Below are 25,187 nucleotides of genomic sequence, written 5' to 3'. Positions count from 1 at the left end.
GGTGGGCGCCGGGACCTCACACCCGAGATCGTTCGGGCCGCGGGCTAGTACGATGGCCGGTCGGTGTCGTCGGTTGCGTGGAGGTCGGGGTGGCGAAGAAGCGCGGTCCGCGGTCGATCCCCGTCGTGGTCGTGGCCGGTTTCCTCGGATCGGGGAAGACGACGCTGCTCAACCATCTGCTCCGCAACAACGGCGGCACCCGGATCGGGGTCATCGTCAACGACTTCGGCTCGGTCAACATCGACTCGATGATGGTTGCAGGACAGGTCGATTCGATGATGGCGCTCAGCAACGGCTGCATGTGCTGCGCGGTGGACGTCAGCGACATGGACGCGATGCTCGACCGGCTCGCACACCGGACGTCGGAGATCGACGTCATCGTCGTCGAGGCCAGCGGACTCGCGGAGCCGCGCAACATGATTCGGCTGGTCCTCGGTAGCGAGAACCGGTACATCACGTACGGCGGCCTGGTGGTCCTCGTCGACGGCGCCGAGTACCAGAGCAACCGGGAGCGGCATCCGGAACTGGATCAGCACGTCGCGATCGCGGACCTGATCGTGCTGAACAAGACCGACCGCATCGACGGTGAGGACCACGACACCCTTCTCGGCGACGTGTGCCGGATCAATCCGCGTGCGGCGGTGGTCTCCACGGTGCAGGGTCGGGTGGATCCGGGCCTGCTGTTCGACCGGGCCCCGCGGCCCGAACCCAGGCCCGGTCAGCAACTGTCGTTCGACGACCTGATCTCCGCCGCGGACGATGCCACCGAATGCGGTGACTGCGGCGGCGACCACGACACCCACATCCACACGCTGTACGACAGCGTCACGTTCGCGTCCGAGTTGCCGCTGCACCCGCGGCGGCTCGTCCGCTTCCTGGAGACGCAACCGGCCGGCGTGTACCGGATCAAGGGGTACGTGTACTTCGGTGTCCGCGGGCATCAGCAGAAGTACCTCCTGCAGGTGGTGGGCGACCACATCGCGTTCCATCCGCAGCGGTGGAGCCCGGGCGAGGACCGGCGGACCGAACTGGTCGTGATCGGCACCGACCTGGATCCCGATTTGGTGAACACGGCGCTGGACGCGTGCACCGAAGCGGAGGCCGAGGCTCTCGACCCGGACACGATGATGGGCGTGCACCGCTACACCGTCGAGGTCCGCGGGGCCTGAGCGGATCCGCGCGAGCGGCTTTCCGGCGACGGCTACCGTGGGGCGGTGACCGAATCTCCTGTTTCCGTGTACGAAGCCATCCGCCGACGCCGCGACGTCCGCGCCGAGTTCAGCGGCGAGCTGATCCCCGACGAGACACTGCAGCGGGTGCTGGGCGCGGCGCACGCGGCACCGAGCGTCGGCAACACGCAGCCGTGGGACTTCGTCGTCGTCCGCAACCCCGACACCCTGGCGACGTTCGCCGACCATGTGGCCGACCGTCGACGTGCCTTCGCCGACTCGCTACCGGAGGATCGCCGGAAGACGTTCGACCCCATCAAGATCGAGGGGATCCGCGAAAGCGGCACCGGCATCGTCGTCACCTACGACCCGTCGCGTGGCGGCCAGAACATCCTGGGCCGGCACACCATCGACGACACCGGACTGTTCTCGGCGGTGCTGGCCATCCAGAACCTCTGGCTGGCTGCGGCCGCCGAGAACGTCGGCGTCGGGTGGGTGTCCTTCTACGAGGAGGAGTACCTCACCGAACTGCTGGACATCCCGGCCCCGGTCCGACCCATCGCGTGGCTGTGCGTCGGGAAGGTCGACCAGTTCCAGGAGGTGCCCGATCTGGAGCGGTTCGGCTGGCGGACGCGCCGGGCACTGGCCGACGCGATCCACTGGGAACGCTTCTAGTCGAAGGTCAGCCGCGGCGGCGGCGCGAGCCGCCGCCCTGCGAGGCCTGGCGGGTTCCGCCGCCCTGCGAGCCGGAGCCGGTGCCCGTCGCACCGGATCCGGTGCCGGTGCCCGGACGTCCACCCGACCGGCGGCGGCCACCACCGGCGCCCGCGGCGCCTTCCGGCCGCGGACCGCGGCTGTTGCGTCCCTGGCCGCCCTGGCCGCCACGACCCGGGCGCTGTCCCTGCTGGCGACGGGCGTCCCCGGCCGGCTTGTCGGTCTTGGGGGCCGGCTGCACGTGCGGTGCCGGCTCGCCGACGAGACGGATCACGTGCTCGGAGTCGGCGGTGACCTGGACCGGAGTGACCTTGATCGACGCCTTGCGCATCAGCGCCGAGAGGTCCTTGCGCTGATCGGGCAGCACGATGGTGACGACGTCACCGGCGCTGCCGGCGCGCGCGGTGCGGCCCGACCGGTGCAGGTACGCCTTGTGCTCGGCCGGCGGATCGACGTGCACCACGAGTTCGACCTCGTCGACGTGAACGCCGCGCGCCGCGACGTCGGTGGCGACCAGGACGCGCGCGGAGCCCTCCGAGAACGCGGCGAGGTTGCGGTCGCGTGCCGCCTGGGACAGGTTGCCGTGCAGGTCCACCGACGGGATCCCGGATTCGGTGAGCTGGCGCGCCAGCTTGCGGGCCTGATGCTTGGTGCGCATGAACAGGATGCGTCGACCCTGGCCCGACGCCAGCTTGTGGATCAGAGCCTTCTTGGCCTCGACGCCGGAGACGTCGTAGACGTGGTGGGTCATCGCCGCGACCGGCGAGTTCGCCTCGTCGACGGAGTGCAGGACCTCGTTCTGCAGGAACCGCTTGACCAGCTTGTCGACGCCGTTGTCGAGCGTGGCCGAGAACAGCAGTCGCTGGCCGCCGGCCGGCGTCGCCGCGAGGATGCGGGTCACGCCGGGCAGGAAGCCGAGGTCGGCCATGTGGTCGGCCTCGTCGAGGATCGTGATCTCGATGCCGTCGAGCTTGACGAAGCCCTGCTTCATCAGGTCCTCGAGGCGGCCCGGGCACGCGACGACGATGTCGACGCCGGCCTCGAGCGCCTTGACCTGACGGTGCTGCGAGACGCCACCGAAAATCGTGGTCACGCGCAGGCCGTGGGCGTCGGCGAGGGGTTCGAGGGTCGCGGTGATCTGCGTCGCGAGCTCGCGGGTCGGGGCGAGGACGAGGCCACGGGGCTTGCCCGGACGTCGCTTGCCGCCGGCGAGGCGGGCCGCGAGCGGGATGGAGAAGGCGAGGGTCTTGCCGCTGCCGGTCTTGCCGCGGCCGAGCACGTCCCGGCCGGCGAGCGTGTCGGGGAGGGTGTCGACCTGGATCGGGAACGGTGCGGTGATGCCGCCGTTCGTCAGGACGGTGACGAGCGGGGCGGGCACGCCCAGGGCCTCGAAGGAGGGGACGGCCGATTCGTCGGACGGGGTGGTGACGCTGGTGGACAAGTTCGTCGGTGCCTTTCGGGCATTCGTCATGCACGCCTACGGCCGGGAGGTCCCGGTGCACGGCCTGCACAAGGTGGCGACATTGCCGGGAGGCAAGATCGATCGCCGCAAGAAATGCTTGTGCTGGTGCACTCGTCTGCACTCGTTGGCGGGCATGGATGCCCGTTCTGGGCATTCGAGCACTCGCTCAAGTCCGGCGCGAAGTGAAAGCGTTCTACGACGCTGGGCGGCTCGCAAGCGGACGCCCAGTAGTGGCCACCATACCGGGTTCCGGTATCCGAGGCCGGACGGGTCGGCCCCCGGACCGGCCCGGCCACGTCACAACCCGACCCATTCGGACGGGCCGGACGTGAACTGCTGACGCTTCCAGATCGGCACCTCCGCCTTGATCCGCTCCACCAGGTCGGCGCACGCGGCGAACGCCTCGGCGCGGTGCGGTGCGGCCACCGCCGCGACCAGTGCCAGATCGCCGACGGTCAACTGCCCCACCCGATGTAGCGCGGCCACGGGCAGTCCGGTGCGCTCGGAGACCTGCTCGCAGCACTGCCGGAGGAACCGTTCGGCGTCCGGGTGCGCCTGGTACTCGAGGGCGGACACCGACCGGCCGTCGTCGTGGTCGCGCACGACGCCTGTGAAAACCACCACAGCACCGTGCTGCGGCCCGGCGACGGCGGCATCGACGACCGCGGGATCGAGGGGTTCGGCGCAGATGCGCGCGAGCACGTCACTCATCGTGGGCTCCGCCGCCCGCGACCTGCGCCAACAGGTGATCGAGGACCGGATCCAGCACCGCCAGCCCGTCCTTCACCCCGCCCGGCGAGCCCGGCAGGTTCACCACGACCGTGCGCCCGGCCAGTCCGGCGACGCCGCGACTGAGCGACGCGCGCGGGGTCGCCTCGGTGCCGCGCCGGCGCATGGCCTCCGCGAGGCCCGGCAGTTCCCGATCGAGGACGGCGAGCGTGGCCTCCGGTGTCGCGTCGGTGGGGGAGGCCCCGGTGCCGCCGGTCGTGATGACCAGCGCGGGGGAATCGGCGAGCGCGTCGGCCAGACCCGCCGCGACGTCGGCGTCCGCGTAGACCAGCGGGCCACGCACCGTGTGGCCGCGGGCCTCGAGCCAGTCGACGATCGCCGGGCCCGTGGTGTCGGGCCGGGTGCCCCGCGCGCCACCGGTGGACGCGACGAGGACGGTCGCCGAACCGGTCCGCACCCCGACGCTCGGGGATGCGCCGGCCGGTGTCGCGTCGTCGCGCCGCCAGCGCCCGCGCTTGCCGCCCTCCTTCGCCACCAACCGGACGCCGTCGAGCGTCGCCGCCGGGTCGACGGCCTTGACCATGTCGTGCAGGGTCAGACCCGCGACCGCGACCGCGGTGAGAGCCTCCATCTCGACCCCGGTGGGGCCCTTCGTCTTCGCGGTGGCCTCGATCGTGATCGAGGTGTCCGTGAAGCCGAACTCCACCTTCACCGACGACAGCGCCAACTGGTGGCACAGCGGGATCAGCTCGGAGGTCTTCTTCGCGCCGGAGATCCCGGCGATCCGCGCGGTCGACAGGACATCGGCCTTCGGCATGTCGTCGGCCCGCACCAGGGCGATCACCTCGGGGGTGGTCACGAGTTCGCCGGCCGCCACCGCGATCCGCGTGGTGTCCGCCTTCGCGCTCACGTCCACCATCCGGGCCCGGCCCTCGCCGTCCAGATGGCTCAGCTCGGTCATGTTCTGCTCGCTCACTACAGGGGCCACACCTTCACTCGATCGCCCGCCGCCAGGGACGTGACGGCGGCGGGAACGTCCATCAGTACATCGGCCCACGCGAAGGCGGCCACGAGATGCGATCCGGGACCCGACACCACCTCGACTCCGGTGTCGGTGCGCCGGCCGCGCAGGAATTGTCGCTTGCCGGCGATCGACGTCACGTCGTGGTCGAGCACGCGGTCCTCGGCGGGCACGGCGGGCAACCCGACCGCGCGGCGCAGCAGCGGTCGCAGGAACACCTCGAACGACACCATGGTGCTCACCGGGTTGCCGGGAAACGTCAGGACCGGGATCTCGTCGACCAGCGCCAGGCCCTGCGGACCGCCCGGCTGCATCGCGACCGGACCGAACCGCGCCCCCAGCGCGGTCAGGACGTCCTTGACCACCTCGTAGTCGCCCATCGACACCCCGCCGGACGTGATCACCAGTTCGGCGCGGGCCACGGCGCGGCGCAGCGCGGCGCGGAAGGCGTCGGGCTCGTCGCTGCTGCGGTCGACCACCGCGACCTCGGCGCCGTTGGCCCGTAGGCTCGCCGCGAGTGCGGCGCCGTTGGAGTCGTAGATCTGTCCGGGCGCGGGGCGGGTGCCGGCGTCCACCAGTTCCGCGCCGGTCGTGATCACCGCGACGCGGGGACGGGTCCGCACCGCCACCGCACCGAGCCCCACCGCGGCGAGCACCCCGAGATGTCGGGGCTCGAGCAGGGTTCCCGCCGTCAGCAGCAGCGTCCCGGTGCGCACGTCGCTGCCCCGCTCACGGACGTAGTCGCCCCGGCCACGGGTCCGCCGGACGATGACCTTGTCGTCGGCCACCTCGGTGTCCTCCACCGGCACAACGGCATCCGCGCCGTCGGGGATCACGGCCCCGGTCATGATCCGGACCGCGGTGCCGGGCACGTGCGGGGCCGGTTCGGCCGGACCGGCGGGCACCGTCGCGACGATCGGCAGGGTCGCGGGAACGGTCTGGACCGACGCGGCATCCACCGCGAATCCGTCCATCTGCGAATTGCGGAACAGCGGCAGGTCGACGGGGGAGGCGATGTCGTAGGACAGGACCCGGCCGAGGGCGTCGTCGAGCCGCACCGTCTCGGACGGCCGGGTCAGCAGCGGCGTGAGAAGCCGGTCCACCTCCGCCGCGTGCTCCTCGACGGATCTCGCCGTGCCGTGCCGATGCCCCGGGCGCTGTGCCATGAGAGCCAATCCTAGGCATCTTCGCCACACTCGGTCGGCGGTACAGCGGCATACTGGGGGCATGACGGCGGTACGAACGGGAACGGTGGTGGACGTCGGCATTCCTGCCGTGCGAACCGCACCCGCGACCACCGGGCGTCCCGACGTCCCCGAGTTGGTGGACGGCTTCGGGCGGATCGCGCGGGACCTGCGGGTCTCCATCACCGAGAAGTGCTCGCTGCGCTGCACGTACTGCATGCCGGCGGAGGGACTGCCGGCCGTCCCGGCCCGGCAGCTGCTCACCGCCGACGAGATCGTCCGGCTGGTCGCAGTCGCGGTGCACCGGCTGGGGGTGCGGGAGGTCCGGTTCACCGGTGGTGAACCGCTGATGCGGCGCGACCTCGAGACCATCGTCGCGGGCTGCGCGGAGGCGGTGCCCGGGATTCCGCTGTCGATGACGACCAACGCGGTGGGACTCGAGCACCGGGCCGACGCCCTCGCGCGCGCCGGGCTGACCCGGATCAACGTCTCGCTCGACACGGTCGACCGGGCGCACTTCGCCGAACTGACCCGGCGGGACCGGCTGGGCTCGGTGCTCGCCGGGATCCGCGCCGCGCAGGAGGCGGGGCTGGCGCCGCTGAAGATCAATGCGGTGTTGATGGCCGAAACCCTCGACGGGGCCGTCGATCTGCTGCAGTGGTGCCTCGATGCCGGGTGTGCGCTGCGGTTCATCGAACAGATGCCGCTCGACGCCGACCACGAATGGGCGCGGGAGAACATGGTGGACGCGCAGGCCCTCCTCACGGTCCTCGGATCGCGCTTCGACCTGCGGGAGGTGGGCCGCGAGGATCCGTCCGCGCCCGCCGAGGAATGGCTCGTGGACGGGGGACCGGCGACGGTCGGGATCATCGCCTCGGTGACCCGTTCGTTCTGCGAGGACTGCGACCGCACCCGGCTGACCGCGGAGGGTACCGTCCGGTCCTGCCTGTTCAGCGATCGTGAGGTGGACCTGCGTGACGCGTTGCGCTCCGGTGCCGGCGACGAGGAACTCGCGGAGCTGTGGCGCGCGGCGATGTGGGACAAGTGGGCCGGTCACGGCATCAACGCGGCGGGATTCGTTCCCCCGCAGCGCAGTATGGGAGCAATCGGTGGCTGACACATTCGGGGCGGTGCGCACGGTCGAGGTGCGGTACTTCGCGGCGGCGGCCGAGGCGGCCGACCGCACGACCGAGACGTGGTCGGTGCCCGCGGACACGGATCTGGCGGACCTGACGGTGATGCTCGTGGACCGCTACGGCGCAGGAATGGAGAAGATCCTGGGTGTTGCCGCCTACCTGGTCGACTCCGAGCTCACCCGGGACCTGACGCAACCCGTCGGCGCGCAGGTCGACGTGCTGCCGCCGTTCGCGGGCGGCTGAACGCCGCTACTGCGCGGCCAGCCACCGATCGAACGTGACGGTCCCGAAGTGGTTGTCGGGAACAAGATTCGAGCCATTGCGCCAGAACGTGCCCATGCTGCCCGGCAGGGGGAGGGTCGTGACCCGGCCACGGGCGCCGGTGGCGGCCTTCCACGCGAGCGCCATCTCGCGCATCGTCAGGATCTCGGGTCCACCGACCGTCGTCGGGTCGTCGGACACCGCGGCGGTGCCGGCGGCGTCGACCAGCGCGCGGGCGACGTCCGTGGTGTCGATCGGCTGGAATCGGGTGCCGGTGAACGCCGGGATCAGCCCGACCTTGGATGCCGGTGCGCAGATCATCGGGACGAACTCGTGGAACTGCGTTGCGCGCACCACCTGCGTCGGCAGCGGTGCGTCTGCGTACAACCGCTCCTGCCGTGTCTTGGCCCGGTAGTACGCGAACGCCCCGCGATCGACGTTCACGATCGACAGCAGCACCGCGCGGGAGACACCAGCCTCACGTGCTGCCGCGAGCAGGTTCGCGGCCCCGGTCGTGAGGACCGCCCGGGTGCCGCGCGTCTTGCCGTCGGTCGTGTCGATCACGACGTCCACGCCGTCGAGGGCGGCCGCGAGGCCCTCGCCGGAGATCAGATCGGCGGTCGCGTGTTCGAGTCCGTTGCCCGCCGTCCCGCCGCGGCGACTGAGCACCCGCACCGGTTCGCCGCGGCGCAACAACTCGGCGACCACCGAACGCCCGGCGACCCCGGTGCCACCTGCCACCAGAAACCTGGTCATCGTTTCCCCCTCGCGACTCGTCAGTCCTCGCGCCACCACGTGTCGAGCGGCGTGACCGGAACGGTCCGCTTGTGGCGCGTGTTGCGGTACATCCGCTCGAGCTTCTCGGCCACCTCGTCGGTGACGTCCCGTCCCTCGAGGAAGTCGTCGATCTGGTGGTAGGTGACCCCGAGGGCCACCTCGTCCGGCAGCGACGGTCGGTCGTCCTCGAGATCCGCCGTCGGCACCTTCCGCCACGTCGACTCGGGGGCGCCGAGTTCGCGGAGCAACGCCGCGCCCTGACGCTTGGTCAGCCCGGTGAGCGGGGTGAGGTCGACGCCGCCGTCACCGAACTTCGTGTAGAACCCGGTGAGCGCCTCCGCGGCATGATCCGTGCCGACGACCAGGTAGCCGAGCTCGCCGGCGATCGCGTACTGGATCATCATGCGTTCGCGGGCTTTGATGTTGCCGCGCACGAAATCTCGCAGCAGTCCACCGTCGCCGAGCAGGCCCCGCATCGCCTGCGACGCCTCGGTGATCGTCGCGTCCGCGCCCGGCTTGACGTTGACGGTGAGCGAGCGGTCCGGGGCGATGAACTTCAGGGCGACCTGCGCGTCGTCCTCGTCGAACTGCGTCCCGTACGGCAGGCGGACGGTGATGAACTCGGCCGGCTCTCCCTCGGCGCGCAGTTCCTCGACCGCCAACTGGGTCAGCCGGCCGGCGAGCGTGCTGTCCTGGCCGCCGCTGATCCCGAGAACGAAGCCCGTCGCCGGCGTGGACCGCAGGTAGTCCTTGACGAACTGCACACGGTTGCGGATCTGGGCTGCGGGATCGATCGTCGGCTCGACGCCGAGTTCCTCGATGATCCGGGCGCGCGAAATTGCCATGGCAGAACTGTAGCGAGCGCGGGTCGGGTGTGCAGCACCGCGAACCGGCACGGCAGGATGTGATTCCGTGCGCCCACCGGCGCCGACGGAGAATGACTCGGGAGATCCTGATGAGCAGTACCGGCAGCGGCGGCATCCTCGTGGTGAGCGCCACGGCAGGCGAGGCCGCGCACGTGCCGGACGGCCTCGACGTCGTCGTCACGGGTATCGGCAAGGTGGCCGCCGCGGTCGCGGTCACCCGCGCCCTCGCGAACTACGACCGGGACCGGCTGCCGCTCGTGGTGAACATCGGCACCGCCGGTGCGCTGCACACCCGTCACAGCGGCCTGTACCTGCCGTCGGCGGTCCTCAACCACGACATCAGCAGCGAGGTGCTGCGCGCGCTCGGGCACCCGGTGCGCGACGTCGTCGATCTCGACGACGGTGACGGATCGGTCCTCGCGACGGGGGACTCGTTCATCTCCGACGCCGAGATCCGCGATGCCCTCGCCACCCGGGCCGACCTGGTCGACATGGAGGGGTTCGCCGTCGCGTTCGCGTGCGCGCAGCTCGGTGCGCGGTGCCGCCTGGTCAAACACGTCAGCGACCAGGCCGACGATTCGGCGATGGACTGGCCGACGCAGGTGGACGCCAGCGCGCGGGTGCTCGGCCAGTGGCTGCGTGAGACGCTCTGACGCCTGCCGCTAGTGTCCCTGCAGGCCCAGGCCGGTGCCGTCGGCACGCATCAGCGTCAGGGTGTTGCCGTCGATCGTGTAGGTGACCTCGCCGTCGAGGACGTGCTGCACGCTCTGCTCCACCTCGGTGACGTCCGCCGGGCACGCCATCTTGGTGCTGGCGAGCGGGCCGAACGTGACGGTGCCGTCACCGACCTGCGCGGGGCCGTTGAAGCGATTGCAGCCGGTGGTGCCCGTGGCCTGGCCGTTGTCGCCGATCGTCAATGTCGGCGCCGACGCCTCCAGGGCTGCCGACGTCATGACGGCCTGCGGGCTGATCAACGTGTCGACCACCCACGTCGTTCCGACGAGCGGGCGATCCGGATTCGCCGTCTTCTTGTCGGCCAGTGTGACGGTCGTTCCGGGCGACGTGAGCGTGAGGACGCCGTCGGTCAGTGCCCACGACGGCTGGGTGGCGAACAGGTCGGTCATCCACGTGTCGGCGCCCGCGAGTTCGTCGGGGCAGGCCATCATGGTGGTGGCGATCGCCCCGGTCTTCACGACGCCGCCGGACAGGTCGACGCCGCCCACGCCGCGGTTGCAGCCGGCGCTCATCGCGATGTTCCCCTTCTCTGGGAAAGCGACCTCGAGCGGGCCGCCGCCGGGGATCGCGGTGCCGGTGACTGCGGTCGACAGGAACGTGTGCCCCCACAGTGCGTCCTCGGGCGCCGCGGTGGCAGACGCCGTCGCATCGGAGGTCGTGGTTCCGGCGTCGGCGCCGTCGTCACTGTTTCCGCACGCGCTCAGCGTGGCGGCCGACAGGAGGGCGAGAACGACCAATGGCGTGCGCATGAGCACACCCTAGACGGCGAGTCCCGCCGAACGGGCGATCCTGTGGGCCAAGTCTTCCCAGGCGTCGGCGATTCGTCGCTCCGACAGTCCGAGGGTGCGGATCTGGTGCAGCACCAGGCTTGCCTCGAGCGGTGCCATCAGGGCGGTTCCGAGTAGTTCGACGTCCCCGTGGACCCCGGCGTCGGTGAGGAGCGTCACGATGTGCCGCAGGCTCACCGCGCGCGCCGGACTGGCGAACCGGAACTCCGGGGAGTCCTCGGCGGCCCGGAGGATGTCGCCCTGGACAGCGACCATGTCGAGTCGTGCTCGCCCGAACGCGACCAGGCGGACCACGGGATCGGCGCCCGGACCGAGGGGTGCGGGCCCGAACATGAAGGCATGCTGGAGTTCGCGCTCGGTGTGGTCGAGCAGCGCGTTCATGAGGCCGGAGCGACTGCCGAAGCGGCGGAAGACGGTGCCCTTGCCGACTCCGGCCGCGGCAGCGACGGCCTCCATCGTCACGGCGTCGACTCCGCGTTCGGCGACGAGTCGGGCGGCCGCGTCGAGCAGGAGCTTCCGATTGCGGGCAGCGTCACATCGCTCGGGGATCTCGGCATCCACCAGCGGAAGCAGCGGGCTGTTCACGTCAGGCATCGTAGCCCAGCGGGAACACAAGTGGACCACGGTCCGTTTAAGCTGCTATACCTGTTGTCGCGTCAACCACCGCATCACCGAAGGAATTCCCAGTCATGTCTCAGACTCGCGTTCTCACCCTCGTCGGCAGCCTCCGCGCCGGCTCCGTCAATCGTCAGGTCGCCGAGACCGCGGCCGCCGTCGCCCCCGAGGGTGTCGAGCTCTCCATCTACGAGGGGCTCGGCGAGCTCCCCTTCTACAACGAGGACGTCGACCTCCCCGGCGCCACCATCGCCGGCGTCGACGAACTGCGCGCCGCAGCCGCCGCAGCCGACGCCGTGCTGCTGGTCACCCCCGAGTACAACGGCACCGTCCCCGCCGTCCTGAAGAACGCCATCGACTGGCTCTCGCGTCCCTACGGCGCCGGCGCCGTCTCGAACAAGCCGGTCGCGGTGATCAGCGCCTCCCCGAGCCCCAACGCCGCCAAGTGGGCGCACGACGACGCCCGCAAGGCCCTCGGCATCGCCGGCGGCAAGGTCCTCGAGGCCGAACTGTCCATCGGCGGCACCATCCAGAAGTTCGGCGAGCTGCACCCGCGCGAGAACGCCGAGGTCGCCCAGCAGGTTGCCGGCGTCGTCGCCGCACTGGTCGATGCGTCCGCGGAACTTGCCAACGCCTGATATCCCGTTTGACAGCTGAAGGGTCCCTTCATGCGCTCCGAGCGTATGAAGGGACCCTTCAGCTGTGTGGGGGTGGGCTCAGGGCGGGGCCGCCAGAGGCCTCCTCGGCCGCGCTGCGGCGGTGCCGAACCGAGGCTCAGTTACTTGTCAGTTACGCCCGGCAGTGGGAGCTGTCCGGTGTGCCGGCGAGACCGTTCGTCCGGGTTCGGGGGCCGGCATCCGTGCCGGTGTTCGTGGCGTCGGTGCGGGTGTCGCCGACGCAAGGTCGCGAGTGTGCTCGCGGACACGTTTCCGGGGGTCCTGTGACGGTCTCCCGACGTGCGTCGGCGTGTCTTCGGCGTGTCGCGCCGAGGGGTTGCTCGAAGCGGTGGGTGGGTGGCTGGAATCGGCGGTGCAAGCGTGATCCGCGACACGCCGGGGGAGCCTCCTGGGGTGGGGAAACGTGCGAATACCAAGCGTGTCACTCACAAGATCTCGGGTTGTGGGTTTCTGTCGGCCACAAGGTGTAGTGTCTACACAGCCGAGGGGCACAACGGGAACGAACCGGATCCCGGGTTGGAAAACTGGCCCTTTTCCTCGGCATGCAGAGCACACATCCGTAGCTCGCCAGGCCGTGGAAAGAGGGACCATCATGAGCATCACCGTCTACACAAAGCCCGCCTGCGTTCAGTGCAATGCCACCTACCGTGCCCTCGACAAGGCCGGTCTCGAATACGACATCGTCGACATCTCCGAGAGCCCCGAGGCACGCGACTACGTGATGGCCCTCGGGTACCTCCAGGCCCCCGTCGTGGTGGCCGGTGACGACCACTGGTCGGGCTTCCGCCCCGATCGCATCAAGGCCCTCACCGCAAACGCTGCTTGAAGCGTCGCGGGAGCGGTCGAATCCCAGCTCGAGTAAGAGGGTGAACACCGATGCCATCGCTGGTGTATTTCTCCAGCGCGTCGGAGAACACACACCGATTCGTCCAGCGACTCGGTGTCCCCGCCGCACGCATCCCGCTCCATGACCGCGAAGGCGCGTTCGAAGTCGACGAGCCCTACGTCCTGATCCTCCCCACCTACGGGGGTGGCACGACGGCGACGGGTCGAGACACGAGCTACGTGCCCAAGCAGGTCATCCGATTCTTGAACAACAAGCACAATCGCTCGCTCATCCGCGGGGTGATTGCTGCCGGCAACACGAACTTCGGCGAGTCGTACTGCTACGCCGGGAACGTGGTTGCCCAGAAGTGTCAGGTTCCATACCTGTACCGCTTCGAACTCATGGGAACACCAGAGGACGTCGTCGCCGTGCGCGAGGGCCTCGAACAATTCATGGAGAGTGAACAGTGGCACCGACAATCACAGATTCAGCCCCGGCTGGGAGTGTAGAGCGCGCTGCGGCACGACCCGACGCGTCGGCGGGCGAGATGGACTACCACGCGCTCAACGCGATGCTGAACCTGTACGGACCGAACGGGGAGATCCAGTTCGAGAAGGACCGTGAGGCGGCCAACCAGTACTTCCTTCAGCACGTCAACCAGAACACGGTCTTCTTCCACAACCTGGACGAGAAGCTCGACTACCTGGTGAAGGAGAACTACTACGAGCCCGAGGTGCTCGACCAGTACTCCCGTGAGTTCGTGAAGTCGCTGATCGACCGCGCGTACGCGAAGAAGTTCCGCTTCCCGACGTTCCTCGGTGCGTTCAAGTACTACACCTCGTACACCCTCAAGACGTTCGACGGTAAGCGCTACCTCGAACGTTTCGAGGACCGCGTCTGCATGGTCGCCCTCACTCTCGCGGCCGGTGACGAGACCCTCGCGACCGAGTTGGTCGACGAGATCATCGCCGGACGTTTCCAGCCGGCCACCCCCACGTTCCTCAACTCGGGCAAGAAGCAGCGCGGCGAGCCCGTGTCGTGCTTCCTGCTGCGCATCGAGGACAACATGGAGTCGATCGGTCGTTCGATCAACTCGGCCCTGCAGCTGTCCAAGCGTGGCGGCGGAGTTGCGTTGCTGCTCAGCAATGTTCGTGAGCACGGTGCCCCGATCAAGAAGATCGAGAACCAGAGCTCCGGCGTCATCCCGATCATGAAGCTGCTCGAGGACTCGTTCTCGTACGCCAACCAGCTCGGTGCGCGCCAGGGCGCCGGCGCGGTGTACCTGCACGCGCACCACCCGGACATCTACCGGTTCCTCGACACCAAGCGCGAGAACGCGGACGAGAAGATCCGCATCAAGACGCTGTCGCTGGGCGTCGTGATCCCGGACATCACGTTCGAGCTCGCCAAGAACAACGAGGACATGTACCTGTTCTCGCCGTACGACGTCGAGCGCATCTACGGTGTGCCGTTCGCGGACGTCAACGTCAGCGAGAAGTACCACGAGATGGTCGACGACAAGCGGATCCGCAAGTCGAAGATCAAGGCACGCGAGTTCTTCCAGACCCTCGCCGAGCTGCAGTTCGAGTCGGGCTACCCGTACATCATGTTCGAGGACACGGTGAACCGGGCGAACCCGATCGAGGGCAAGATCACGCACTCGAACCTGTGCTCGGAGATCCTGCAGGTCTCGACGCCGTCGACGTTCAACGACGACCTGTCCTACAGCCATGTCGGCAAGGACATCTCGTGCAACCTCGGCTCGCTGAACATCGCGCTGACGATGGACTCGCCGGACTTCGCGAAGACCATCGAGACCTCGATCCGTGCGCTCACCGCCGTCTCGGACCAGACGCACATCTACTCGGTGCCGTCGATCGAGCAGGGCAACAACGACTCTCACGCGATCGGCCTGGGGCAGATGAACCTGCACGGCTACCTCGCGCGTGAGCGGATCCACTACGGCTCCGACGAGGGCATCGACTTCACGAACATCTACTTCTACACGGTCGTGTTCCACGCGGTCCGCGCGTCGAACGAGATCGCGAAGGAGCGCGGCACCCACTTCAAGGGCTTCCCGCAGTCCAAGTACGCCTCGGGCGAGTACTTCGACAAGTACACCGACCGGGTGTGGGAGCCGGCGACGGAGCGGGTGCGTCAGCTGTTCGCCGATGCCGGCGTGGACATCCCGACGCAGGACGACTGGCGTGAGCTCAAGGCGTCGGTGCAGAAGTACGGCATCTACAACCAGAACCTGCAGGCCGTGCCGCCCACCGGTTCGATCTCGTACATCAACAACTCCACCAGCTCGATCCACCCGGTGGCTGCGAAGATCGAGATCCGCAAGGAAGGCAAGATCGGCCGCGTCTACTACCCGGCGCCGTACCTGACGAACGACAACCTGGAGTACTACCAGGACGCGTACGAGATCGGGTACGAGAAGATCATCGACACCTACGCCGCCGCCACCCAGCACGTCGACCAGGGCCTGTCGCTGACGCTGTTCTTCAAGGACACCGCCACCACCCGCGACGTCAACCGCGCGCAGATCTACGCGTGGCGCAAGGGCATCAAGACGCTGTACTACATCCGTCTGCGGCAGATGGCGCTCGAGGGCACCGAGGTCGAGGGTTGCGTCTCGTGCATGTTGTGATCGTCAGTTCCGAAGCCTCGCAAAGAAACTCGAACAGGGAAGAACGATGACCTCTGCTCCTCACGTGCACTCGCCGGCCGACGGCACCCGCGTCAAGCTGATCGACCGCGTCTCGGCGATCAACTGGAACCGCGTGCCCGACGAAACGGACTCGGTGGTGTGGGACCGCCTCACCGGTAATTTCTGGCTGCCGGAGAAGGTGCCGGTGTCCAACGACATCCAGTCGTGGGCCACCCTCACGCCGGGCGAGCAGCAGCTCACGATGCGGGTGTTCACCGGTCTGACCCTGCTGGACACGATCCAGGGCACGGTCGGCGCGGTGAGCCTCATCCCGGATGCGATCACCCCGCACGAGGAGGCGGTCCTCACCAACATCGCGTTCATGGAGTCCGTGCACGCGAAGAGCTACTCGCAGATCTTCTCGACGCTGTGCAACACCCGGGAGATCGACGACGCGTTCCGCTGGTCGGAGGAGAACCCGAACCTGCAGCGCAAGGCGCAGATCATCCTCGACTACTACAAGGGTGAGGACCCGCTCAAGCGCAAGGTCGCCTCGACGCTGCTCGAGTCGTTCCTGTTCTACTCGGGCTTCTACCTGCCGATGTACTGGTCGTCGCGGGCCAAGCTCACCAACACCGCCGACATGATCCGCCTGATCATCCGCGACGAGGCGGTGCACGGCTACTACATCGGCTACAAGTACCAGCGCGGACTCGAGCAGGTCACCGAGGCCGAGCGCGAGGAGCTCAAGAACTACACGTTCGAGCTGCTGTTCGAGCTGTACGACAACGAGGTCGAGTACACGCAGGATCTGTACGACGAGGTCGGGCTCACCGAGGACGTCAAGAAGTTCCTGCGCTACAACGCCAACAAGGCGCTGATGAACCTCGGCTACGAGGGCATGTTCCCGAAGGACGAGACGGACGTGAACCCGGCGATCCTGTCGGCACTCTCGCCCAACGCGGACGAGAACCACGACTTCTTCTCGGGTTCGGGGTCGAGCTACGTCATCGGCAAGGCCGTCAACACCGAGGACGACGACTGGGACTTCTAGCCCCACACTGCACCACTTCGGCCGAATGTCACATCGGTTCAGTCCACCTGAACCGATGCGGCATTCGGCCGTCGGCGTTTTCGGGAGGGACGGTGGGTGCCGACCGGAAGTCGCTGGTGTGGGCAAGGAGTCGCCGGGGCCGTTGTCGTGGGCGTGGGCCGCGCTTACTGTCGAGGGGTAGGACCGAGCCGATGACACCCGACAACGATCGAGGAGACGGCAATGAGTGGTCGAGTAGTGCATTTCGAGGTCCCGTTCGACGACGGTGACCGGGCGCGCAGCTTCTACCGTGAGGCGTTCGAGTGGAATCTCACCGAGATGCCCGAGATGGAGTACACCGGGGTACGGACCGGACCCACTGCGGAGTCCGGGATGCCGGCCGAGCCCGGGTACATCGGGGGCGGCATGTTCGAGCGGGCCGAGCAGGATCCGAAGGGTCCGGTGATCACGATCGACGTCCCGGACATCGATGCCGCGCTCGCGAAGATCGAGTCGCTCGGCGGCGCGACGGTCGCGGCCAAGCAGCCTGTCGGTGAGATGGGCTTCGCCGCCTACTTCCGTGACACCGAGGGCAATGTCATGGGGTTGTGGGAGACGGCGCAGGGCTGAGTCTTCAGTCGCGGGCGAACCATGTCGGTTCGTCCCGCAGCGCGGCCGCGATGCGCTGCTTCGACGACGCGGTCATGTCGGCGGGCAGGGCGTCGGGGGAGAACCACCGCACGTCGAGGTTCTCGTCGTCGGCGACGTGGGCCTCCCCGGACACGACTCGCGCGACGAAGCACACGTCGAGGTAGCTGGCGATGTCTCCGTTGGGGTAGGTGACGGGGCCCGCGGCGCCGATGCTCACGACCCGCAGCAGTTGCGCCTCGAGCCCGGTCTCCTCGCGGACCTCCCGCAGCACCGCCGGGCCGGGTTCCTCGCCGGGTTCGAGGATCCCGGAGACGACCGCCCACAGGCCGTTGTCGGCACGCTGCGTGAGAAGGAGTCGGCCGTCGTCGTCGAACAGGACGACGCTGACCCCGGGCAGCCACAGCGGGGCGTGTCCGACGTGTTCGCGCAGGGCCGCGACGAAGGCAGGGACCGGCATCAGAACCGGAACGAGACCGGCGAGGCGACCTGACCGGAGTACGGCAGCAGGACCGTCGGCCGCAGCGGCACGGCGAACCGCGCCGGAACGTCGGTTCCGGCGCGGGAAGCCGGCTGTGCGGCAGTGTCGAGCTGCGCGAAGCGGATCCGGCTCATCGCGTCGGTGCCGACCATGTCGCCGTCGGACGTCTCGGCGGACAGGAAGGTGCCCTCCGGGGTGAACTCGATCCACGGGTTCGCCAGCGCGATCTCGGCGAGGTGGAACCGGGTGAAGGACACGACGGTGCCGCGGTACTTCGCGACGCCGTAGCCGGTCGTGGGATCGATGTCGGCGGAGGCGGATTCGAACGTCATGCGCCCGTCGGGTCGTACGCTCGCGCCATCGGTGCCGGAGACCGAGCCCTGCAACGTGGTCTTGACCAGATCGGTGTAGCCAGGCGCGAATCCCCACACCAGATCCTGTGCCGGCGGTACCGGGGCGTTGGGGCCGGGGGAGGGGTCGAAGCGGACCGGGACGCTCAATTCCTCCGCCGGATTCACGGCGTCGGCGGCGGCGTACGTGTAGATGCCGTACACCGCGCCCTCCGGAACGGTCGCGGGCTTCTTCACAGTGAGGGTCGCGGTGAAGGAACCGTTGTCGGCGAGCGGTACCCACTGCTGCCGGATGGTGCGCCGGAAGTCGAAGGGGGCGTCGGGGACCCGGTTCAGTGCGTCCTCGGACATCACCCAGGCGGTCGCCGATCGCTGCTGCCCGACGCGGGACTCGGCCGGTGCGGCCTGGGACGGGCGCCAGTGCTCGGCGAACGCGCCGAACGCCACGAACGTGCCGTGCGGAACACCGGGCGGCACCGGCAGGGGGAGTCCGCCGGTGTTGGCATGCGGATCGAACCCTGCGCCGCGCACCACGATCCGGTCGCCCTCGTGCACCGGTGTGTCTCCCAGCGGGGTGACACCGTCGGCCGCGTACACCGCGATCGAGGGACCGGAGGCGGGGACGGTCGGTACCGCTGCGGATGCGGTGGCCGGGGCGATGCATGCGAGCATCGCTGCCGTCACCGCCGCGAAACCGCGTACGAGACTTCTCGTCCTAACTGACGTATCCATTCAATGAACTCCTCAGATCGGTGAGCACTGCGCGCGCGGCGACGAGTCCGTTGCCGTCGTTCCAGATCGCGTCGTCGACGGCGAAGACGCGCTTGTCGGTCACGGCCCCGAGTTCGTACCAGTCGTCGGATTCCATGACCGTCGTTCCGTGTTCGAGCCCGTCGGGGCCGTCGAAGCTGACGTAGATCAGATCGCCTTCCGCGTCTCCGAGTTCCCCGAGGCCGTCGATGTCCTTCGAGGCCACGTCGAGGCGTTGGGACGGCGGGCGCTGGACACCGGCGTCGGCGAGGACCTGCCCGGAGAAGCTGCCCGGTCCCTGGATCGCCGCAGAATCCCCGCCGAACCGGATCACCGACGCCTGCGTCCGGCGGGCGTCGATCTCGGTTCCGATCCGGGCTGCGTCCGCGGTGTAGGCGTCGAGGGCCTGTTGCGCGGCGGCGCCACGTCCCATCGCCCGGCCCGAGGCGAGGACGCGCTCCTTCCACTGCACCGGGTCGCCGCCGACGAACACGGTGGGTGCCACCGCCCGCAGGCGGTCGGCGAGTGCCGGATCGGCCGGCTCGGAGCCCAGGATCAGATCCGGGGTGGCCGCCGCGATCAGGTCGACGTCGGGCGCCGAGGCGGACCCGACGCTCGGCAGCGCGGAGATCCCGGCCCCGAGGTACGCCGGCTGCGGGGTTCCGTCGGCGGACGTCGCGGCGCCGACGACGCGCTGCCACATTCCCAGTGCACACGCTGAATCCAATGCGGCGCTGTCGAGGACGACGATGCGCAGCGGATCCGGTGCGCCCGGTTCCGCCGGCGTGGGCGCGGCGCAGGCGGCGTGGGTGTCGCGCTCGACGCTCACGACACCCGCGCCGGCGATCTTCGTCGTGGTCCGCACGATCGTGCTCGCGTCGTCCTCGGTCGCGCCGCTGCATCCGGTGAGTCCCGCGAGGACCGTCGACGCCGCGATCACGGCGACGGCAGTGCGACGGACGGTGCGGACGGGCTGGGAACTGGACAATGCGGCGGCTTCCTGTTCGGCGAGCTCGGTGGGGGCGGGACGACTCAGGTTAGCTGTTGTGCGGGTCGACCCCGAAGGCCTGCGCGAGGTCGTCGAGGATCTTGTGCGCCCCCTGGATGCTGACCGGAGTCATCCACATCGCGTCGTCGACCTCCACGATGCGGCCCTTCAGCGTTCCCCACAGCGGGTTCTGCAGGAAGGCCTCCGCGGCCTTGGCGGACTTGCCCTCGGGGTCCTCGTACGTCGAGACGAAGATGACGTCGGCATCGGCCTCGTTGATCAGTTCGGGGCTGATCGAGTTCATGATGCTGCCGGCGTCCGCGGGATCCGCCTGCTGGCTGGCGGGGCGGGCGAGTCCGGCGTCCGCGAGGACGATGCCACTGAACGATGTCGTCCGGTACAGGCGGGCGGTCGGCTCGCCGGCGAAGCGCACGACGGTCACCTTCGGGTTGTTCGCCTTGGTGTTGATCTCGTCGCCGATCGCCTTGGCACGTTCCTCGTAGTCGCCGATCTTCTGCTCGGCCAGGTCCTCCTTGCCGAGTGCCTTCGCGACCAGTCGGATGTTGTCCTTCCACGTCGGCCCGGTCGACTGGGAGAACACCGTCGGTGCCAGCGCCGAGAGCGCCTCGTAGTTCTTTCCGTCGCGTACCTCGGCCGAGAGGATCAGGTCGGGCTCCAGTTGGGCGACCTTCTCGAGGCTCGCAGCCTGGACCTTGCCGACCGAGACGGCTTCGGCGGCGTGCTTCTCGCGTGCCGCGCCGAGGTAGTCGGGCAGGCCCTGCTCGCGGTAGTCGACGAAGCCGACGAGCGGCGACTCGAGCAGCAGGACGGCGTCGGCGTAGCTGTTGTCGAGGGTGACGATCCGCTGCGGCCGGGATTCGATTTCGGTTGTGCCCCGGAAGTGCTGGACGGTCCGCGGGAACTCGTCGGTGGCGGCCGCCGTTGTATCGGCATCGCTGTCGGTGGACGAGCAACCGGTGAGGGCGAGGCTGACGGCCACGCCGACGGCGGCCAGGGACGTGAGGGTGCGGCGTCGGGTCTGTGTGTGCACTGGTGGAGACTCCAAGATAAGGCGGTAAGGTAAGGGAAACCTTAGCAATCCGGAAGGTGGACCGCCGGGCGGTCGGCGTCGAAGGTGCGGCGCTCGGTCGCGGTCGACCCGTGTCGACACGCCGTGACGTGCCCGGCGGATAGTCCGGTCGGGGACTAAAGTCCTGCTCGCGGCCTTGCGGGCGGAGGGAAGTAGGACCCGAGTACGACAGGGAGTAGGACCCGGTCCCAGGGCGCCGAAGGCACCGTCTACGATTCGATGAGCGCAAGCCAGCGAACGCCCATCTCGCCAGCCCGGGATCGGCGATCAGTGCGGAGCCTGCGGAGCGATCAAGGGCACATTCAGGAGGATTAGTGACTGCCGTAGCGCCCCAGCCAGTCCCAGAGATAGCAGCGAGGCCTTACCCGCCACGGCAGGGACCCAAGGGCTCGTTCATTTACAAGATGATCACGACCACCGATCCCAAGGTGCTCGGGATCATGTACCTGGTGACGTCGTTCGCGTTCTTCCTCATCGGTGGCCTGATGGCCCTGCTGATGCGAACCGAACTTGCTGTTCCCGGCCTGCAGTTCCTGTCGAACGAGCAGTTCAACCAGCTGTTCACCATGCACGGCACGATCATGCTGCTGCTGTACGCGACCCCGGTCGTGTTCGGTTTCGCGAACTACATGGTCCCGCTGCAGATCGGCGCGCCGGACGTGGCGTTCCCGCGTCTGAACTCGTTCAGCTACTGGCTGTACCTCTTCGGCGCTCTCATCACCACCGCCGGCTTCATCACGCCGGGTGGCGCGGCCGACTTCGGTTGGACCGCCTACACCCCGCTGACGAGCGAACTGCACTCGCCCGGCCTCGGTGCTGACCTGTGGATCCTGGGCCTGGCCCTGGGTGGTCTGGGCACGATCCTCGGCGCGGTCAACATGATCACCACGGTGGTCTGCCTGCGTGCCCCGGGCATGACGATGTTCCGGATGCCGATCTTCACGTGGAACATCTTCATCACCAGCATCCTGATCCTGGTGGCGTTCCCGATCCTCACTGCGGCACTGATGGGCCTGTTCGCCGATCGTGTCCTCGGCGCGAACGTGTACGACCCCGGGACCGGTGGTGTCCTGTTGTGGCAGCACCTGTTCTGGTTCTTCGGGCACCCCGAGGTGTACATCGTCGCGTTGCCGTTCTTCGGGATCGTCTCGGAGATCTTCCCGGTGTTCTCGCGTAAACCGATCTTCGGTTACACCGGACTGGTGTACGCGACCATCGCGATCTCGGCACTCTCGATCGCGGTGTGGGCGCACCACATGTATGCCACGGGCGCCGTGCTGCTGCCGTTCTTCTCCTTCATGACGTTCCTCATTGCGGTCCCGACCGGTGTGAAGTTCTTCAACTGGATCGGAACGATGTGGAAGGGACAGTTGACGTTCGAGTCGCCGATGCTGTTCTCGGTCGGCTTCCTCGTGACCTTCCTCTTCGGTGGTCTGTCGGGCGTCCTGCTCGCGAGCCCGCCGATCGACTTCCACGTCACGGACTCGTACTTCGTCGTCGCGCACTTCCACTACGTGCTGTTCGGCACCATCGTGTTCGCCACCTACGCCGGCATCTACTTCTGGTTCCCGAAGATGACGGGCCGGTTGCTCGACGAACGGCTGGGCCGGTGGCATTTCTGGCTGACGTTCATCGGGTTCCACTCCACGTTCCTCGTGCAGCACTGGCTCGGCGCCGAGGGCATGCCGCGCCGGTACGCCGACTACCTGCCGTCCGACGGCTTCACGGCGCTGAACACGATCTCCACGATCGGCTCGTTCATCCTCGGCGCCTCGACGCTGCCGTTCCTGTGGAACGTCTTCAAGAGCTACCGCTACGGCGAGGTCGTCAAGGTCGACGACCCGTGGGGCTACGGCAACTCGCTCGAGTGGGCCACCAGTTGCCCGCCGCCGCGGCACAACTTCACCGAGCTGCCCCGGATCCGTTCGGAGCGTCCGGCGTTCGAGCTGCACTACCCGCACATGGTCGATCGCCTGCGCGAAGAGGCGCACGTCGGACTCACCGGCGCGAAGCACTCGACCGCGGTCCTGGAGGACACCAAGTCCTAGCGGACCGGAAGGTCCCTGCTCTACCGGAAGGCCCCGCCCGATCCCCGATGACGAGGGAGCTGGCGGGGCCTTTCCCGTGCCGTCCCCCCGACTTGGCAGAATGGGGGCCGGATTTCCTTTAGTACGTAGTTCGAGCCCAAACGAACGGAGTTCTCGGTGGGTGCGTCAGACGCCACTGTTCTGGTGACGGTCACAGGTCCGGACAGGCCCGGCGTCACGTCGGTGCTCTTCGGGGCTCTGTCCCGCCACGATGTGAGCCTGCTCGACGTCGAGCAGGTGGTGATCCGCGGTCGCCTCACGCTCGGCGTGCTGGTCCTGTGTCCCACCGATCCGGAGGCTCTCCAGGAGGAGCTCGAGGAAGCGATGGACACCGTCGGCATGAACGTCGACGTCGAGATCGGCGCCGACTCGGCCGGCCGTCAGGTGTCCACTCACGCGGTCGTCGTGCTCGGCAGCCCGGTCAGCGCGCGAGCGTTCCGGTCGCTGTCGCGTGAACTGGCGCGACAGGGCGCCAACATCGACTCCATCCGTGGGGTCGCCGACTACCCGGTCACCGGTCTCGAACTGATGGTCACCGCGTCGGGCACCGGTGCCGAGGCGGACGCGCAGCTGCGGGCCGGTCTGGCCGAGGTCGCGGCCGGCGAGAACGTCGACGTGGCCGTCGAGCGGGGCGGTCTCGCGCGGCGCGCCAAGCGGCTCATCGTGTTCGACGTCGACTCCACGCTCGTGCAGGGTGAGGTCATCGAGATGCTCGCGGCCCGTGCCGGTGTCGAGGACGAGGTCCGCGCCGTCACCGAGGCGGCGATGCGCGGCGAGATCGACTTCACCGAATCCCTGCACCAGCGCGTCGCGACCCTCGCCGGGCTGGACGCGTCGGTCATCGACGACGTCGCCGCCGACCTACAGCTCACCCCCGGCGCGCGCACCACGATCCGGACCCTGCGCCGCCTCGGCTACCACTGCGGTGTGGTGTCCGGTGGTTTCCGTCAGGTGATCGAGGGTCTCGCGCACGAGCTCGAACTCGACTTCGTCCAGGCCAACACCCTCGAGATCGTCGACGGCAAGCTGACCGGCCGCGTGATCGGCGACATCGTGGACCGGGCCGCGAAGGCGGTGGCGCTGCGCAAGTTCGCCGCCGAGGTCGGGGTGCCGATGGAGCAGACCGTCGCGGTCGGTGACGGCGCCAACGACATCGACATGCTCACCGCAGCCGGACTCGGTGTCGCATTCAACGCCAAGCCGGCGTTGCGTGAGGTCGCGGACACCGCGCTGTCGCATCCGTTCCTCGATGCGGTGCTGTTCGTGCTCGGCGTGACCCGCGACGAGGTCGAGGCCGCCGACGCGGTGGACGGTGTCGTGCGGCGCGTGCCGATCGCATGACCCCGTCCGCGGACGGCCACGTGACACAGCCGGGGGACGGTTTCGCGGCACGCCATGCAGCGTTGGCGGCGGGATACGGCAGTCGCCCGGATCCCGATGATCCGGCGCGGGTGCTGGCGATGCCGATCGTGTTGCACATCCCGAAGGCCGAGCCGCCCGCACGGAGCGCGCTGCTCGCCGCGGCGGCGTCCGCGACCGTGGCGCTGTGCCTCGACGAGCGTGTCGGGCCGGACGCCGACGGTGAGCCGGGGCCGTGGCAGCATGCGCTGCGGGAGTGGACCGATGCACGCATCCGCAAGGTGGCGCGTCGCGCCCGCGGGGCCCAGTGGCTCGCGGCGCAGGAGGTCGACGGGGTGACCGCCGACGTCGACGGTGCACAGGCCCGCGCGCTCGTTCCGGGGCGGGTGGGCGATCTCGATCCACGGATCAAGAAGCTGCAGATCGGTGGCACCGACCTCGAACACGACGAGCCGGGGCCGGTCGATCCGGCACTGCCGACGCTGTGGATCAACGCATCCCTCGAGATGACGGTCGGGAAGGCTGCCGCCCAGGTGGGGCACGCAGCGATGATCCTGGCGGGGGCGATGCCCGTCGACCGCGTGCGGCAGTGGGCGGCTGGGGGATTCCGTTGTGCAGTCCGGGATGCCGACCCGCGCGTATGGGCCGCGCTGTGTGACGAAGTTCGCCGCGGCACCGCGGTGGCGGTGCGGGACGCGGGTTTCACCGAGGTGGCACCCGGTTCGATGACGGTGATCGCGCCGATTCCCTGATCCGCGGTGCGACACGCAGGTCCGGTCCAGTCGGCG

Annotated in this window: 26 protein-coding genes; 14 read left to right on the top strand and 12 right to left on the bottom strand. The window is 68.7% G+C overall.

What is annotated here, in order from left to right:
- Positions 1 to 89 precede the first annotated feature (89 nt).
- Both IJ15_RS0114305 and bluB read left to right on the top strand, forming a co-directional pair.
- Complete coding sequence (locus tag IJ15_RS0114305; RefSeq protein ID WP_031939026.1) at positions 90 to 1,169, top strand: CobW family GTP-binding protein; 1,080 nt, start codon at positions 90 to 92, stop codon at positions 1,167 to 1,169.
- A 45-nt stretch (positions 1,170 to 1,214) separates the two neighbouring features.
- On the top strand, positions 1,215 to 1,844 hold the full coding sequence (gene bluB, locus IJ15_RS0114300) for a 5,6-dimethylbenzimidazole synthase (protein WP_031939025.1): 630 nt from the start codon (positions 1,215 to 1,217) through the stop codon (positions 1,842 to 1,844).
- A gap of 7 nt (positions 1,845 to 1,851) precedes the next feature.
- Here bluB and IJ15_RS0114295 read toward each other — a convergent pair whose 3' ends face one another.
- The 4 genes from IJ15_RS0114295 to IJ15_RS0114280 all read right to left on the bottom strand — a co-directional run bounded on the left by IJ15_RS0114295 (position 1,852) and on the right by IJ15_RS0114280 (position 6,261).
- Positions 1,852 to 3,354 carry a DEAD/DEAH box helicase gene (locus IJ15_RS0114295; RefSeq protein WP_231569537.1) on the bottom strand — a complete coding sequence of 501 codons (1,503 nt, stop codon included), beginning with the start codon at positions 3,352 to 3,354 and terminating at the stop codon, positions 1,852 to 1,854.
- Between the two features lie 288 nt (positions 3,355 to 3,642).
- Complete coding sequence (locus tag IJ15_RS0114290; RefSeq protein WP_031939023.1) at positions 3,643 to 4,056, bottom strand: molybdenum cofactor biosynthesis protein MoaE; 414 nt, start codon at positions 4,054 to 4,056, stop codon at positions 3,643 to 3,645.
- A complete protein-coding gene (moaCB, locus tag IJ15_RS0114285; RefSeq protein WP_031939022.1) occupies positions 4,049 to 5,035 on the bottom strand; it encodes a bifunctional molybdenum cofactor biosynthesis protein MoaC/MoaB in 987 nt (328 codons plus the stop codon). Before moaCB ends, IJ15_RS0114290 begins: the two co-directional genes overlap by 8 nt.
- A 14-nt stretch (positions 5,036 to 5,049) precedes the next feature.
- Positions 5,050 to 6,261 (bottom strand): molybdopterin molybdotransferase MoeA, encoded by a 1,212-nt coding sequence (locus tag IJ15_RS0114280; protein ID WP_031939021.1) that lies wholly within the window; start codon positions 6,259 to 6,261, stop codon positions 5,050 to 5,052.
- Between the two features lie 61 nt (positions 6,262 to 6,322).
- Here IJ15_RS0114280 and moaA point away from each other — a divergent pair, with 61 nt between their 5' ends.
- Positions 6,323 to 7,396 carry a GTP 3',8-cyclase MoaA gene (moaA, locus tag IJ15_RS0114275; RefSeq protein WP_031939020.1) on the top strand — a complete coding sequence of 358 codons (1,074 nt, stop codon included), beginning with the start codon at positions 6,323 to 6,325 and terminating at the stop codon, positions 7,394 to 7,396.
- On the top strand, positions 7,389 to 7,658 hold the full coding sequence (locus tag IJ15_RS0114270) for a MoaD/ThiS family protein (RefSeq protein WP_031939019.1): 270 nt from the start codon (positions 7,389 to 7,391) through the stop codon (positions 7,656 to 7,658). The genes moaA and IJ15_RS0114270 overlap by 8 nt, the downstream gene beginning before the upstream one ends.
- A 6-nt stretch (positions 7,659 to 7,664) precedes the next feature.
- Here IJ15_RS0114270 and IJ15_RS0114265 read toward each other — a convergent pair whose 3' ends face one another.
- Both IJ15_RS0114265 and nadE read right to left on the bottom strand, forming a co-directional pair.
- Positions 7,665 to 8,432, bottom strand: coding sequence for an SDR family oxidoreductase (locus IJ15_RS0114265; protein ID WP_031939018.1), 768 nt, complete (start codon positions 8,430 to 8,432; stop codon positions 7,665 to 7,667).
- Between the two features lie 20 nt (positions 8,433 to 8,452).
- Positions 8,453 to 9,298: an ammonia-dependent NAD(+) synthetase gene (gene nadE / locus IJ15_RS0114260; RefSeq protein ID WP_031939017.1), complete on the bottom strand. Its 846-nt coding sequence runs from the start codon at positions 9,296 to 9,298 to the stop codon at positions 8,453 to 8,455.
- A 110-nt stretch (positions 9,299 to 9,408) separates the two neighbouring features.
- Here nadE and IJ15_RS0114255 point away from each other — a divergent pair, with 110 nt between their 5' ends.
- Positions 9,409 to 9,972 carry a nucleosidase gene (locus IJ15_RS0114255; protein ID WP_031939016.1) on the top strand — a complete coding sequence of 188 codons (564 nt, stop codon included), beginning with the start codon at positions 9,409 to 9,411 and terminating at the stop codon, positions 9,970 to 9,972.
- A gap of 9 nt (positions 9,973 to 9,981) precedes the next feature.
- Here the strand turns inward: IJ15_RS0114255 and IJ15_RS0114250 are convergent, their stop codons facing one another.
- Together IJ15_RS0114250 and IJ15_RS0114245 are read right to left on the bottom strand one after the other, a co-directional pair.
- The gene (locus tag IJ15_RS0114250) at positions 9,982 to 10,803 is read right to left on the bottom strand and encodes an META domain-containing protein (protein ID WP_031939015.1); all 822 of its coding nucleotides are present in this window, start codon (positions 10,801 to 10,803) and stop codon (positions 9,982 to 9,984) included.
- Between the two features lie 9 nt (positions 10,804 to 10,812).
- Positions 10,813 to 11,436 (bottom strand): TetR/AcrR family transcriptional regulator, encoded by a 624-nt coding sequence (locus IJ15_RS0114245; RefSeq protein ID WP_156112100.1) that lies wholly within the window; start codon positions 11,434 to 11,436, stop codon positions 10,813 to 10,815.
- A gap of 95 nt (positions 11,437 to 11,531) precedes the next feature.
- On the opposite strand from IJ15_RS0114245, the gene IJ15_RS0114240 reads away from it, so the two are divergent.
- The 6 genes from IJ15_RS0114240 (at position 11,532) to IJ15_RS0114215 (ending at position 17,276) form a co-directional block, all read left to right on the top strand.
- The gene (locus IJ15_RS0114240) at positions 11,532 to 12,095 is read left to right on the top strand and encodes an NADPH-dependent FMN reductase (protein ID WP_031939013.1); all 564 of its coding nucleotides are present in this window, start codon (positions 11,532 to 11,534) and stop codon (positions 12,093 to 12,095) included.
- Between the two features lie 631 nt (positions 12,096 to 12,726).
- On the top strand, positions 12,727 to 12,960 hold the full coding sequence (locus IJ15_RS0114235) for a redoxin NrdH (RefSeq protein WP_031939012.1): 234 nt from the start codon (positions 12,727 to 12,729) through the stop codon (positions 12,958 to 12,960).
- Between the two features lie 50 nt (positions 12,961 to 13,010).
- Positions 13,011 to 13,469: a class Ib ribonucleoside-diphosphate reductase assembly flavoprotein NrdI gene (gene nrdI, locus IJ15_RS0114230; protein WP_031939011.1), complete on the top strand. Its 459-nt coding sequence runs from the start codon at positions 13,011 to 13,013 to the stop codon at positions 13,467 to 13,469.
- Positions 13,427 to 15,613, top strand: a complete 2,187-nt coding sequence (gene nrdE / locus IJ15_RS0114225; protein WP_031939010.1) for a class 1b ribonucleoside-diphosphate reductase subunit alpha — start codon at positions 13,427 to 13,429, stop codon at positions 15,611 to 15,613. The genes nrdI and nrdE overlap by 43 nt, the downstream gene beginning before the upstream one ends.
- 46 nt (positions 15,614 to 15,659) lie before the next feature.
- Positions 15,660 to 16,667, top strand: coding sequence for a class 1b ribonucleoside-diphosphate reductase subunit beta (gene nrdF / locus IJ15_RS0114220; protein WP_031939009.1), 1,008 nt, complete (start codon positions 15,660 to 15,662; stop codon positions 16,665 to 16,667).
- A gap of 222 nt (positions 16,668 to 16,889) precedes the next feature.
- Positions 16,890 to 17,276 (top strand): VOC family protein, encoded by a 387-nt coding sequence (locus IJ15_RS0114215; protein ID WP_031939008.1) that lies wholly within the window; start codon positions 16,890 to 16,892, stop codon positions 17,274 to 17,276.
- Between the two features lie 4 nt (positions 17,277 to 17,280).
- Here IJ15_RS0114215 and IJ15_RS0114210 read toward each other — a convergent pair whose 3' ends face one another.
- Genes IJ15_RS0114210 through IJ15_RS0114195 form a run of 4 tightly spaced genes read right to left on the bottom strand, consistent with a single transcriptional unit; the run spans position 17,281 to position 20,878 of the window.
- Positions 17,281 to 17,754, bottom strand: a complete 474-nt coding sequence (locus tag IJ15_RS0114210; protein WP_031939007.1) for an NUDIX hydrolase — start codon at positions 17,752 to 17,754, stop codon at positions 17,281 to 17,283.
- On the bottom strand, positions 17,754 to 18,857 hold the full coding sequence (locus IJ15_RS0114205) for an HtaA domain-containing protein (RefSeq protein ID WP_031939006.1): 1,104 nt from the start codon (positions 18,855 to 18,857) through the stop codon (positions 17,754 to 17,756). Before IJ15_RS0114205 ends, IJ15_RS0114210 begins: the two co-directional genes overlap by 1 nt.
- Complete coding sequence (locus tag IJ15_RS0114200) at positions 18,841 to 19,863, bottom strand: ABC transporter substrate-binding protein (protein WP_031939005.1); 1,023 nt, start codon at positions 19,861 to 19,863, stop codon at positions 18,841 to 18,843. The genes IJ15_RS0114205 and IJ15_RS0114200 overlap by 17 nt, the downstream gene beginning before the upstream one ends.
- 49 nt (positions 19,864 to 19,912) lie before the next feature.
- Positions 19,913 to 20,878 carry an ABC transporter substrate-binding protein gene (locus IJ15_RS0114195; protein ID WP_407984088.1) on the bottom strand — a complete coding sequence of 322 codons (966 nt, stop codon included), beginning with the start codon at positions 20,876 to 20,878 and terminating at the stop codon, positions 19,913 to 19,915.
- 389 nt (positions 20,879 to 21,267) lie between these two features.
- Between IJ15_RS0114195 and ctaD the strand changes: the two genes are divergently transcribed.
- From ctaD to IJ15_RS0114180, 3 genes are all read left to right on the top strand, one after another.
- Positions 21,268 to 23,001, top strand: coding sequence for an aa3-type cytochrome oxidase subunit I (ctaD, locus tag IJ15_RS0114190; protein ID WP_081880733.1), 1,734 nt, complete (start codon positions 21,268 to 21,270; stop codon positions 22,999 to 23,001).
- A gap of 156 nt (positions 23,002 to 23,157) precedes the next feature.
- Complete coding sequence (gene serB, locus IJ15_RS0114185; protein WP_031939002.1) at positions 23,158 to 24,381, top strand: phosphoserine phosphatase SerB; 1,224 nt, start codon at positions 23,158 to 23,160, stop codon at positions 24,379 to 24,381.
- On the top strand, positions 24,378 to 25,151 hold the full coding sequence (locus tag IJ15_RS0114180) for a peptidyl-tRNA hydrolase (protein WP_031939001.1): 774 nt from the start codon (positions 24,378 to 24,380) through the stop codon (positions 25,149 to 25,151). Before serB ends, IJ15_RS0114180 begins: the two co-directional genes overlap by 4 nt.
- Positions 25,152 to 25,187: the final 36 nt, after the last annotated feature.

The organism is Prescottella defluvii (genome assembly GCF_000738775.1).
Taxonomy (GTDB): domain Bacteria; phylum Actinomycetota; class Actinomycetes; order Mycobacteriales; family Mycobacteriaceae; genus Prescottella; species Prescottella defluvii.
The sequence above is the reverse complement of the archived record's forward strand: the minus strand, read 5'-3'. Positions and strand labels throughout refer to the sequence as shown.